Source organism: Streptomyces sp. Ac-502 (assembly GCF_045222935.1).
Lineage (GTDB): Bacteria > Actinomycetota > Actinomycetes > Streptomycetales > Streptomycetaceae > Streptomyces > Streptomyces monomycini.
Window position 1 is genome coordinate 4,626,411 of record NZ_JBHFFO010000001.1, and the last position, 12,149, is coordinate 4,638,559.

General features: G+C 72.8%; 6 protein-coding genes and 2 pseudogenes. 3 read left to right on the top strand and 5 right to left on the bottom strand.

Going from position 1 to position 12,149, the window contains the following annotated elements; translation table 11 throughout:
- Positions 1-96 precede the first annotated feature (96 nt).
- The gene (locus ACEXOX_RS20700) at positions 97-1,191 is read left to right on the top strand and encodes a serine hydrolase domain-containing protein (RefSeq protein WP_406522424.1); all 1,095 of its coding nucleotides are present in this window, start codon (positions 97-99) and stop codon (positions 1,189-1,191) included.
- 254 nt (positions 1,192-1,445) lie between these two features.
- Here the strand turns inward: ACEXOX_RS20700 and ACEXOX_RS20705 are convergent.
- A pseudogene (locus tag ACEXOX_RS20705) lies at positions 1,446-3,652 on the bottom strand (MMPL family transporter).
- A gap of 140 nt (positions 3,653-3,792) precedes the next feature.
- Positions 3,793-4,365, bottom strand: coding sequence for a TetR/AcrR family transcriptional regulator (locus tag ACEXOX_RS20710; protein ID WP_406522426.1), 573 nt, complete (start codon positions 4,363-4,365; stop codon positions 3,793-3,795).
- A gap of 218 nt (positions 4,366-4,583) precedes the next feature.
- Between ACEXOX_RS20710 and ACEXOX_RS20715 the strand changes: the two genes are divergently transcribed.
- Together ACEXOX_RS20715 and ACEXOX_RS20720 are read left to right on the top strand one after the other, a co-directional pair.
- A complete protein-coding gene (locus ACEXOX_RS20715; RefSeq protein ID WP_406526410.1) occupies positions 4,584-7,925 on the top strand; it encodes a S41 family peptidase in 3,342 nt (1,113 codons plus the stop codon).
- Positions 7,926-7,965: 40 nt separating this feature from the next.
- Positions 7,966-8,562 carry a hypothetical protein gene (locus ACEXOX_RS20720; RefSeq protein ID WP_406522427.1) on the top strand — a complete coding sequence of 199 codons (597 nt, stop codon included), beginning with the start codon at positions 7,966-7,968 and terminating at the stop codon, positions 8,560-8,562.
- 66 nt (positions 8,563-8,628) lie between these two features.
- Here the strand turns inward: ACEXOX_RS20720 and ACEXOX_RS20725 are convergent, their stop codons facing one another.
- The 3 genes and pseudogenes from ACEXOX_RS20725 to ACEXOX_RS20735 all read right to left on the bottom strand — a co-directional run bounded on the left by ACEXOX_RS20725 (position 8,629) and on the right by ACEXOX_RS20735 (position 11,994).
- The gene (locus ACEXOX_RS20725; protein ID WP_406522429.1) at positions 8,629-9,510 is read right to left on the bottom strand and encodes an SDR family oxidoreductase; all 882 of its coding nucleotides are present in this window, start codon (positions 9,508-9,510) and stop codon (positions 8,629-8,631) included.
- Positions 9,507-10,468 (bottom strand): annotated as a pseudogene (locus ACEXOX_RS20730) (alpha/beta fold hydrolase). The gene ACEXOX_RS20725 and the pseudogene ACEXOX_RS20730 overlap by 4 nt, the downstream one beginning before the upstream one ends.
- Complete coding sequence (locus ACEXOX_RS20735) at positions 10,468-11,994, bottom strand: flavin-containing monooxygenase (protein ID WP_406522430.1); 1,527 nt, start codon at positions 11,992-11,994, stop codon at positions 10,468-10,470. The pseudogene ACEXOX_RS20730 and the gene ACEXOX_RS20735 overlap by 1 nt, the downstream one beginning before the upstream one ends.
- Between the last annotated feature and the right edge of the window lie 155 nt (positions 11,995-12,149).

Genomic DNA, 12,149 nt, shown 5'->3' on the forward strand with positions numbered 1-12,149 from the left:
AGACCGTCCAAGTGTTCAGAGGCGTCCTGGACGGGGCCACGGACCGGGGTTAGGTTGCCGAGGCAACCACTCAGCCCGCGTGAGGAGCCGTCGACCGTGACAGCAGCCGTTCAGGGCACCTGTGCCCCGGAGTTCGAGAACGTACGGGCCGAGTTCGCGCGCAACTTCGCCGAACGCGGTGAGGTGGGCGCCGCGGTCGCGGTGTACCTGGACGGCGAGAAGGTCGTCGACCTGTGGGGCGGGCACGCGGACGCCGAAGGCACCCGCCCGTGGGAGCGCGACACGCTGGTCACCGTGTACTCGACGAGCAAGGGCCTGACCGCCCTGTGCGCCCACCTGCTCGCCGACCGGGGCGAGTTGGACCTGGACGCGCCGGTCGCCCGTTACTGGCCGGAGTTCGCGCAGGCCGGCAAGGGCGAGGTGCCGGTGCGCTGGCTGCTTTCGCACCGCGCGGGCCTGATCGGTCCCCGGGAGCGGTTGACGGCCGAGGACGTGTACGACTGGGAGAAGACCTGCGCGGTCCTCGCCGCCACCGAGCCGTGGTGGGAGCCGGGCACCGCCCAGGGCTACCACGCCGTCAGCTTCGGCTTCCTGGTCGGCGAGGTCGTACGCCGTATCACCGGGGTCTCGCTCGGCACCTTCCTGCGTACGGAGATCACCGAGCCGCTCGGCGCCGACCTGTACATCGGCACGCCGGCCTCGGAGCACGGCCGCTGCGCCCGGTTCATCGGCCCGGAGGGCGACGGCGTCCTCAGCAGCGCGTTCCCGGGCATCCCGGACGGGACCGTACGGTCCCTGGACTCTCACCCGTTCGCCCCGCTGGCGCTCGCCATGCGCCACATGCCCATGGGAGACGTGAACAGCGCCGCGTGCCGCGCGGCCGAGATCCCCGCCGGCAACGGCAACGCCACCGCGCGCGGCCTGGCGGCGGTCTACCGCGCGCTGGCCGACGGCGAGCTGGTCGGCCCCGGCACCCTCGCGTCCCTGCGGGAGCGGCAGAGCCGTCCCGGCGAACGCGACCTGGTGCTCGGCGCGTTCGCGGAGGAGGACCTGCCGTTCGCCTGGGCCTCCGGCTACATGCTCAACGAGTCCCACTACTTCGGCCCGAACCGTACGGCCTTCGGCCATGGCGGCGCGGGCGGCTCCTCGCCTTCGCCGACCCGGAGAGCCGGCTGGCGTACGCGTACGTGATGAACAAGTTCGGCAGCGGCACGACGGGCGACGACACCCGCAACCTGGCGCTGGTCGAGGCGGTGTACGCGGCGCCGGGGCTGGCGGGGCGCACTTCTTGAGGTACGGGCACGGCCCGGCGACCGGCCCCGTTCCGTACGGGACCCGTCGCCGGACCGTGTCACGCGCGCCGCGCCCCGTCCCCACGGGGCGGCGCGGACCGGGGCGGACGCGCCGCTCACGCGGCCGCCCCGGGGCTCGTCACGCCTCGGCCGTCACACCTTGGTGAGTTCCGGCTTTTCGGCCGGTCCGGGCGCGAGGTGCTTCTGGAGCTGTTCGCCCTCGACGTCCACGTTGGGCAGGGCGCGCTGGAGCCACTTGGGCAGCCACCACGCCGCGCGTCCGAGGAGCGCGAGGACGGCGGGGACGAGGGCCATGCGGACCACGAACGCGTCGAAGAAGACGGCGACGGCGAGCCCGAATCCGATCATCTTGATCATGGATTCGGAGGAGCCGATGAAGCCCGCGAAGACCGAGATCATGATGACCGCGGCGGCCGTGACCACCCGCGCGCCGTGCCGGAAGCCGGTGACGACGGCCTGCCCGGGGCGCTCCCCGTGGACGAACGCCTCCCGCATCCGGGTCACGAGGAAGACCTCGTAGTCCATGGCGAGTCCGAAGACCACGCCCACCATGAAGATCGGCATCATGCTCATGACCGGGCCGGTCTGCTCGACGCCGAACAGGTCCGCCAGCCAGCCCCACTGGAAGACCGCGACCACCGCGCCGAGGGCCGCGACGACCGACAGCAGGAAGCCGAGGGCCGCCTTCAGGGGCACCAGCACGGACCGGAAGACGACCATCAGCAGCAGGAAGGCCAGGCCGACGACCAGCGCCAGATAGGGCAGCAGCGCGTCGTTGAGCTTCTCGGAGACGTCGATGTTCATCGCGGTGGTGCCGGTGACCAGCGCCCGCGCGTCGGCGTCCCGGGCCGCGTCGCCCGCCTTGCCGCGGATCTCGTGGACCAGGTCCTCGGTCTCGGTGCTGCTCGGCTTGGACTTCGGCACGACGTTCAGCAGCGCCGTGTCGCCCGCCTGGTTGAAGGTGGGCGGGGTGACGGCCGCGACGCCGTCCAGCTTCGCGACGGTCCCGGCGACCCGCGTCGCCGCGGCCTTCGGGTCCTTGCCGCCCTGTCCGTCCACGACCAGCATCAGCGGGCCGTTGAAGCCCGGCCCGAAGCCTTCGGAGAGCAGGTCGTACGCCTTGCGCTGGGTGGTGCTGGTGGGCTGGGCGCCGTCGTCCGGCAGGCCCATCTCCAGCGAGGCGGCGGGTACGGCGATGACGCCCAGGCCGACGACTCCGGCGAGCAGTACGGCGACCGGACGCCGCAGCACGAAGCGCGCCCAGCGGGTGCCCATGTTGGGCTTGCCGCCCTCGGCCTCCCCGGGGTCGGTGGCGCCCTTGCGGGCCTTGCGGCTCAGCACCCGCTTGCCCGCGAAGCCCAGCAGCGCGGGGATCAGGGTCAGGGCGACGAGGACGGCGATGACGACCGTGCCGGCCGCCGCGATGCCCATCTTGGTGAGCATCGGGATGTTGACCACCGACAGGCCCACCAGGGCGATGACGACGCTCAGTCCGGCGAAGACCACGGCGGACCCGGCGGTGCCGGTCGCGCGCCCGGCCGCCTCTTCCCGCTCGCGGCCCTCGGCCAGTTCGGAGCGGTAGCGGGAGACGATGAACAGCGCGTAGTCGATGCCGACGGCGAGGCCGATCATCATGGCGAGGGTGGACGTCGTACTGGACAGGTCCAGGACGCTGCCGAGCGCGGTGATGGACGAGACGCCGATGCCCACGCCGATCAGCGCGGTCAGCAGCGGCAGGCCGGCGGCTATCAGCGCGCCGAAGGTGATGACGAGGACGACGGCGGAGATGACGATGCCGATGACCTCGGTGGCGCCGGTCTCCGGCATCGCCTGGAGCGCGTTGCCGCCGATCTCGACGGTCAGTCCGGCGTCCCGGCCGTGCTGGGCCGCTTCCTTGAGCGCGTCGCGCGCGTCGTCCTTCAGCTCGAAGCCGGAGACCTTGTAGGTGACCTGCGCGTAGGCGATCTTGCCGTCCTGGGCCACCCCTTGGCCAGGTACGGGTCGGAGACCGAGGCGACCTGCGGCGAGGAGGACTTCAGCTCGCCGACGACCTTCTCGACGGCCTTCTTCTGTGCCGGTGCGGTCACCTGCTGCCCGTCGGGCGCCTTGAAGACCACGCGCGCGGTGGCGCCGTCCGCCTTGGTGCCGGGGAAGCGTTCACCCAGCAGGTCGAAGGTCTTCTGCGACTCCGTACCCGGTACGGAGAAGGAGTCGGCGGCGGGCGAGGACGCGGTGGCGGCGCCGACTCCGGCGACGGCCAGCAGCGCCACCCATATGAGGGCGACGAAGCGGCGTCGCCGAAAGGCGAACCGTCCGAGTTTGTAGAGGAATGTAGCCACGAGAAGGGGCGCTCCCGTCGGGAAGAGGGACGTACAAGGACGTACGGAGCCGGCCCGACGACGAGAGCGGCGCGTCGAGTGCTGCCGTTATGGGGGGAGTTGGGGACGATCGGTCCGGCCGGGGGGGCGGCCGGGACCGGTCAGACGCCTAGGGCGGGGAGGACCACGGCGTCGACGTATGCGGCGAGGAAGGCGCGGTCCGGGGGCCGGTCCTCGATGAGCTGCTGGGCGACGAAGGCGCCGACCAGCATGTGCGGTACGTAGGAGAGCGCGGGACGGCCGGCGGGGATCTCGCCGCGCTCGACGGCGCGGGTGAGCATCTCCCCCAGTCCGGAGACGTCCGGGTTGATGAGCAGGTCGCGCAGTGCCCGGTGGAGGTCGGGGTTGTCGTGTGCGGCCCGTACGAGCCCCCGCAGCAGCGCGGAGTCGCGCTCCATCTCGCAGTCGTCCCCGCGGGAGACCATGGCGTGCAGGTCACCGCGGATGCTGCCGGTGTCGATGTCGGCGAGGTGGACGGGCTTGTGGTGATGGAGCGCCTTCGCGACCAGTTCGGGCTTGCCCTGCCACTGGCGGTAGAGGGTGGCCTTGCTGGCGTGGGTGCGGGCGGCGACGGCGTCCATGGTCAGGGCGTCGTAGCCGACCTCGCGGAGCAGGTCGAGCACGGCCGCGTAGAGCTCCGCCTCGCGCTCGGGGGTCAGCCGGCTGCGGCCCATGGCGGCGCACCTCCTCATGGCTTCACGTGAACGAAACGGTTTCGTACAGCTTCGTACGGCTCGACCGTACCCTCGGCCCCAGCGAAACGGAAACGTTTCGATGGTGGTGTGCGTCACGGGAACACGCGCCCGGCCGAGTTGCCACCGTCCGCACTCGCCGAAAGCATGGGGGCGTGAGTGACGGCGCGTATCTCCGGTTCCCGCATCTCCACGGCGAGATGCTGTGTTTCGCCGCCGAGGACGACCTCTGGGTGGCCCCGCTGACTGCCGAGGGCGGCAGTACGCCACGGGCCTGGCGGCTGACGGTGGACCGCACCCGGATCAGCCACCCCCGGATCTCCCCGGACGGCAGACACATCGCCTTCACCACCTGGCGCAGCCTCGACCCGGAGATCCACCTCGCCCCGGTGGAGGGCGGCCCGGCCCGCCGCCTCACCTATTGGGGGAGCACCGACACCCGGGTCTGCGGCTGGACCCCGGACGGCCAGATCCTGGCCGTCTCCTCGCACGGCCAGCCCTTCTCGTACTACTCCTGGGCCTACAGCGTCCCCACCGACGGCAGCCCCGGCGGCCGGCTGCCCTGGGGGCCGGTCTCGGACATCGCGGTCGCCGACTTCGCCGCGGACGGGCACCGGCTGGCGGGCGACGGCCATCCGTACGGGCATGTGGGCGACGGCGACGGGGACGGCGGCGACGGCTCCGGAAGCGGCCACGACGACTCGGTGGACCGCAAGACGCTGCTGCTCACCGGCAAGCCGCCGCACGAGCCCGCCTCCTGGAAGCGCTACCGCGGCGGCGCGATGGGGCGGCTGTGGCTGCACGGCACCCGGCTGGTGCCGGACCTGCGGGGCCACCTGGACGCGGTGATGTTCGTCGGCGACCGGATCGCGTTCCTCTCCGACCACGAGGGGATCGCCAATGTCTACTCCTGCAAGCCGGACAGCACCGACCTGCGACGGCACACCGACCACGCCGACTTCTACGCCCGGCACGCCGCCACCGACGGGCAGCGCATCGTCTACCAGTGCGGCGGCGACCTGTGGCTGGTCGACGACCTGAGCCCGAGCGGCCGGCCCCGCCGCCTCCAGGTGCGCCTGGGCGGCCCGCGCGCCGGACGCCGTACGTACCAGATCCCGGCCGGCTCGCACATCACGTCCCTCGCCGTGGACACCACCGGGCGGGCCAGCGCCGTCGGCGTCCGCGGCAGCCTGTACTGGCTCACCCACCGCGACGGCCCGGCCCGCACCATCCACGACGAGCCGGGGGTACGCGTCCGGCTGCCCGAGATGCTCGGCTCCACCGGCCGGATCGCCTACATCACCTCCGCCGAGGGCGACGACGCCATCGAGATCGCCGACCTGCCCAAGGCCGGCATCCCGCGCGACCCGCACCGCCTGGCGGCCGGCCGGCTCGGCCGCGTCCACGAACTGGTCGCCGCGCCGGACGGCGAACGGCTGGCGGTGGCCGCGCACGACGGGCGGCTGCTGCTCGTCGACGTCTCGGCCGACGGCGACACCGAGGGCCGGGTCACCGAGCTGATCAGGTCCGACAACGGGCCCGTACGGGACCTGGCCTTCTCCCCCGACTCGGGCTGGCTGACCTGGTCCCACCCCGGCATCGGCCGGACGCTGCGGCAGATCAAGATGGCCCGGCTCACCGGTACCGGCGCGGAGGACGGCGAGGAGGCCGCCCGTACCGTCGTGGACGTCACCAACGGCCGCTTCGAGGACGAGCAGCCCGTCTTCACCCGTGACGGCCGCTACCTCGCGTTCCTGTCCTGGCGCGGCTTCGACCCGGTCTACGACGTGCACACCGGCGACCTGTCCTTCCCGCTCGGCTGCCGCCCCTACCTCGTACCGCTGTCCTCCGCCACACCGTCCCCCTTCCAGCTGTCCGCCGACGGGCGGCCCGCCGCGGGCGGCCTGGACCCGGCGGAGGCCCCGGTGACGGCCGAGGGCACGGCGCTGGTGGAGGTGGAGGGGCTGGCCAGCCGGGTGACGCCGTTCCCGGTGTCGGCGTCGAAGTACTCGGCGCTGCGCCCGGTCGCGGGCGGCGGGCTGGTCTGGCTGCGCTGGCCGATCTCCGGCGCGCTCGGCGAGACCTTCGCCAACCCCGACAACACCTCGGGCCAGCCCACGCTGGAACACTTCGACCTGGTCAAGGCCAAGCGCACCGAACTGACCGGCGCCATCGACGCGTACGCGCTCAGCGGCGACGGCACCCGGCTGGTCGTCAACGACGAGGGCGACCTGCGGGCGGTCCCCGCGACCGAACCGCCGGACGCCGATTCCACGGTCCATCTGGACCCGCGGCGCATCCTGCACGACGTGGACCCGCCCGCCGAGTGGCGCCAGGCGTACGACGAGGCGGGCCGGATCATCCGCGCGTACTTCTGGGACCCCGGGCTGTGCGGTGTCGACTGGGAGGCGGTGCTGGAGCAGTACCGGCCGCTGGTCGAACGGGTCGCCTCGCCCGACGAGTTCGCCGATCTGATGCGCGAGGTGCTGGGCGAGCTGGGCACCTCGCACGCGTACGTCACGGCGGGCAAGCGCAACGAGGGCCCGCCGCACTACCAGCGCGCGATCGGCCTGCTCGGCGCCAACTTCGTCTTCAAGGACGGCTACTGGGTGGTGCGGCGCATCCTGCCCGGCGACTCCTCGGACTCCCGCGCCCGCTCCCCGCTGGCCGGTACGGGCATCCGCGAGGGCGCCGCGCTCACGCACGTGGACGGCCGCCGGGTCGATCCGATGACGGGTCCCGCCCCGCTGCTGTCCGCGGCCGGCGGCACCACCGTCGAGCTGACCTTCGCGCCCGCGGGCGGCGGCCCGTCGCGGCGGGTCGCGGTGGTCCCGCTGATCGACGAGCGGCCGTTGCGCTACCAGGACTGGGTGGCCAAGCGCCGCGAGGTGGTGCGCGAGCTGAGCGACGGCCGGTGCGGCTATCTGCACATCCCCGACATGGGCGGCTCCGGCTGGGCGCAGTTCAACCGCGACCTGCGCATGGAGGTCTCGCGGCCCGCGCTGATCGTGGACGTCCGGGGCAACGCCGGCGGCAACATCTCCGAGCTGGTCGTCGAGAAGCTGACCCGCACCATCGTCGGCTGGGACCTGACCCGCGACGCCCGGCCGGTCAGTTACGCCAGCAACGCGCCGCGCGGCCCGGTGGTCGCGGTCGCCGACGAGATGACCTCCTCCGACGGCGACATGATCACCGCGGCGTTCAAACTCCAGGGCATCGGCCCGGTCGTGGGTCTGCGCACCTGGGGCGGCGTGGTCGGGATGACCGGGCGGCACCGGCTGGGCGACGGTACGTACATCACGGTGCCGATGAACGCCGCCTGGTTCGAGGCATACGGCTGGGGTGTGGAGAACCACGGCGTGGAGCCGGACATCGAGGCGCCGCGCTCCCCGCTGGACTGGGCGGAGGGCCGCCACCCGCAGCTCGGCGTCGCCGTCCGTACCGCACTGGACCTGCTGGAACGCCACCCCGCCGCGACGCCGCCCGACCTGTCCGACGTACCGGACCGGCGGCGCCCCCACCTGCCGCCCCGCAGCGGCTGAGCAAGGCCCCGCACGCCCTCCGCACGACAGGAGCACCTGCATGGCAACCCACATACGCACAGCGTCACTGGCCGTCACCGCGGCGTTGACGGCCGGACTCGCCACGGCCACCGGGCCCGCCCACGCCACCTCGCCACCCGGCCGGGCGGGCCCGACCCACCTCGTCTTCGAGAAGAACCAGCGCGCCCCGGCCACGTCCCGGGTGCGCCTGGTGCGGTCCGGCACCGGCAAGGTACTGGCCGAGTACCGCGCCGGGTCCGGCCAGGGCGGCACGGCGGGCCGCGACGAGTGCGTACGGAACAAGGGCTGGCTGCCGGACGGCACGTACCGGGTGCTCTCGCACACCACCCGCAAGAAGGGCGGGCGGGACGGCATCAACGGCTACGCCATCCACGTCGGCGACAAGGTGTGCCGGGACGGCAGCACCCGGCGCACCGCCCTGTTCGTGCACAGCGAGATGCGGTCGGACGGGACCCAGGGCATCGCGGTGCCGGGCCGCGACAGCCCGTACCGCTGGGACGGCGACGTGGACTACCGCTCGCTGGGCTGTGTGAAGCTGGCCCCGGCGGACATCAAGAACCTCTTCGCGGCGGCGGAGCGGTACGGGTGGCCGACGTCGCTGAAGGTCGTCAAGTAGGCCGCCCCGTAGCCCGGTTGAGGGGTGCACCCGCCGGACCGGGTGCACCCCCGCGCCAGAAGCCCCTCAGTGGTTCGCGCGCACCTTCTCGTCCGCCTCCCCGCCCGCGCCGACCAGCCCCACGCGCATCCCCTCCAGCCGGTCGCCGAAGCGGCGCATCTCGCGCTGCCCCACCGTCCCGATGGCGGACGGCAGACAGCCGCGGACCGACTGCATGCCGCGCAGCCACCACTGGCCGTACACGTGCGCCGAGCGGCGCTCGATGCCCGCCACGATCCGGTCCACGGCCGGGCTCAGGGGGTACGTCTTGTTCGTCGGCCAGGGCAGCCGTTGCCGCAGCTCGCGCATGATGTCGTCCTGGTCGGCGCCGCGCACCATGTCCGTGTCGGTCCAGCTCAGGTAACCGACGCCGACCCGTACGCCCTTGTAGCCGACCTCGGCGCGCAGGCTGTGCGCGAACGCCTCGACGCCGGACTTGGATGCGCAGTACGCGGTCATCATCGGTGCCGGGGTGAGCGCGGCGAGCGAGGCGATCTGGAGGAAGTAGCCGCGCGACTCCATCAGGACCGGCAGGAACGCCCGCCCCGTGACCGCGCCGCCGATGAGGTTGACCTCGATGACCCGCCGCCAGGACACCGGGTCGGAGTCCACGAACGGGCCGCCGGTGGCCACCCCGGCGTTGGCGACCACGATGTCCACCTTGCCGAAGCGCGCCTTGACCTCGCGCGCCACCTGGGCCATCGCCTCGTGGTCGGTCACATCGGCGTGCCAGTGCGCCGCCTCGCCGTGCATCGAGGCGGCGACCCGCGCCAGTTCCTCCGGCTCCAGGCCGACCAGGGCGAGCGTGGCGCCGCGCGCGGACAGTTTGCGGGCGAGGAGTTCGCCGACCCCGCGGGCCGCGCCGGTGACGACGGCGACCTGTCCCTCCAGGCTCCTGCGTGCGCTCATACGGTCTTCTCCTTCGCTTCGGTGGCCGCCTCGGCACGGGCGTCACGGGCCGGCAGGTGGTCCCGTACCAGCTCCCGGATGCGGGCGGTGACCGCGTCCGGCTCCTCGATGGGTGTCATGTGCCCGGCTCCTGGCAGCTCGGTCATGCCCAGGAACTGGGGCAGTACGGAGGCCAGCCGCCGGGAGAGGACGATCGGGGTGAGCCGGTCGGCGGTGCCCGCGACGACGGCGGTCGGCACCTCCAGCCGGGCGGCGCCGCCGGTCAGGTCCAGCCCGGCGAGGACCTTGCCCCACTTCGACCGGGGGCGCACCTGGCAGGCGTGCACGATGCGCGCGCACGCCTCGACCTGCTCGGGTGTGGCGGCGGGCCCCATCGTGGCGTACTTCAGGATCCGCTTGGCGACTGCGCTGACGGGTCCGAGCGGCGCCCGCGACCCCAGGACGACCTGGTGCGCGACGCGCCGCCCGCCCGGCGAGCGCAGCGGGATCACCAGGGCCTCAGCCGTCAGGTTCGCGCTGCCGGTGCTGCACAGCAGGACGGCGGCGGCCCGCTCCCGGAACTCGGGGCGTTCGGCGGAGGCCATCATCGTCATGCCGCCCATGGAGTGCCCGGCCAGCACGGCCCGCTCCCCCGTCTCCAGCGCGGCGCCGAGGACGGCGGTCAGGTCGTCGGCGAGCGCGGTGGTGCTGTAGCCGCGCGGGCCGACCGAGGGGTGCGGCCGTGCCCCCGCTGGTCGTAGAGCACCACCTTGTGATCGGCGGTGAGGTCCCTGACGACCGGGGCCCAGAAGGCGGTCGAGCAGGTCCAGCCGTGCGACAGGACGACGGCGGGGGTGCCGGGGGCCTCCGGCCCGTGGATCTCCACGTGCAGCCGGGAGCCGTCGGCGGAGGTGGCGGTCAGTTCGCGGCGCGGTGCGGGCGGCGCGTACCGCCCGTGGGTCATGGGGGCCGGCGCCATCACGCCACCGCCTTCGCGGCCTGCCCGGCCCGTGCGCCCGTACGGGACGCGGGGACGCGCAGCACTTCGTACTCCGCGAGGTCCACCTCCCGGGTCAGCTTGCGGAACTCGGCGGTCGTACCGGGCCAGGCCGTGGTGTTGCGGCCGTTGGCGTCCAGGTACCAGCTGTCGCAGCCGCCGGTGGTCCACACCGTGCGCTCCATCCGCCGCTGAATGCCGCGAGTCCAGGCGTGCACCGCGGACGGCCGCGCGTTCAGCGCGATCTTGCCGCCCAGTACGTCCAGCTGCCGCATGTAGTCGACCAGGTAGTTCAGCTGGGACTCGATCATCAGGATCATCGAGCTGTTCCCGAGGCCCGTGTTGGGGCCGATGATGGTGAGGAAGTTGGGGAAGCCGGCGGCGCTGGCGCCGCGCAGCGACTCCATGCCGTCCTTCCACTCCTCGGCGAGGGTGGTGCCGTTGGCGCCGGTGACGCGGTGGGCGATCGGCATGTCCGTGACGCGGAAGCCCGTACCGAAGACGATCGCGTCCGCCTCGGTCTCCGTACCGTCCGCGGCGACCAGCACATTGCCCCGGACCTCCTTCAGTCCGCTCGCCACCACGTCCACGTTCGGCTGCGTCAGCGCCGGGTAGTACGTGTTCGACAGCAGAATGCGCTTGCAGCCGATGCGGTAGTCCGGCGTGAGCTTGGCCCGCAGCGCCGGGTCCTTCACGGCCCGCTTCATGTGGCCCTTGGCCAGGCCCTCGATCAGCCCCAGCTCGTTCGGGCGCTTGGTGAAGGCGCTGACCTGCATCTCGCGGATGCCCCACAGCAGTCCGCGGCGCGCCACCCGGGTCGCCGGGACCTTGGTGTGCAGCCAGCGTTCCAGGCCGCTGATCCGCCGGTCGGCGCGCGGCAGCACCCAGGCCGGAGTGCGCTGGAAGAGGGTGAGCCGGCCGGCCGTCGGCTGGATGGACGGCACGATCTGGATCGCCGAGGCGCCCGTACCGATCATCGCGATCCGCTTGCCGCGCAGGTCGTAGTCGTGGTCCCAGCGCGCCGAGTGGAAGACCTTCCCCGGGAAGGAGTCCAGCCCCGGGACGTCCGGCACCTTCGGGTCCGACAGCGGCCCGGTCGCGGACACGACCACGTCCGCCGTCAGGGCGCCCCGCGCCGTCTCCACCTCCCAGTGCAGTTCCTCCCCGTTCCACCGCAGGCTGCGCACCTCGGAGTCGAACCGGATGTGCGGCCGCAGCCCGAAGGTGTCGGTGACCCGCTCCAGGTACGCGCGGATGTGCGGCTGCCCGGAGAAGTTGCGCGGCCACTCGGGGTTGGGCGCGAAGGAGAACGAGTACAGGTGCGAGGGCACGTCGCACGCGCATCCCGGGTAGCTGTTGTCACGCCAGGTGCCGCCCACCGAGCCGGCCCGCTCCAGGACCACGAAGTCGGTGATGCCCTGGCGCCGCAGCCGTACGGCCGCCCCCAGACCACCGAACCCCGATCCGATCGCCGCCACCCGTACGTGCTCGTGTTCGCGCTCGGCCATGCCGCCGCCTCCCGAGTTCGACCGTCAGAACGTCTAGCCTTCGGATTAACCGCGCCAGCAATCACTGGCACGATTGGAGGGTAGGACACGGACGTACCGAGCGGTAGGGGGTGTGCGAGCGGAAGTTACCGCTGGTTGCACCTCGGCCGGGGCCT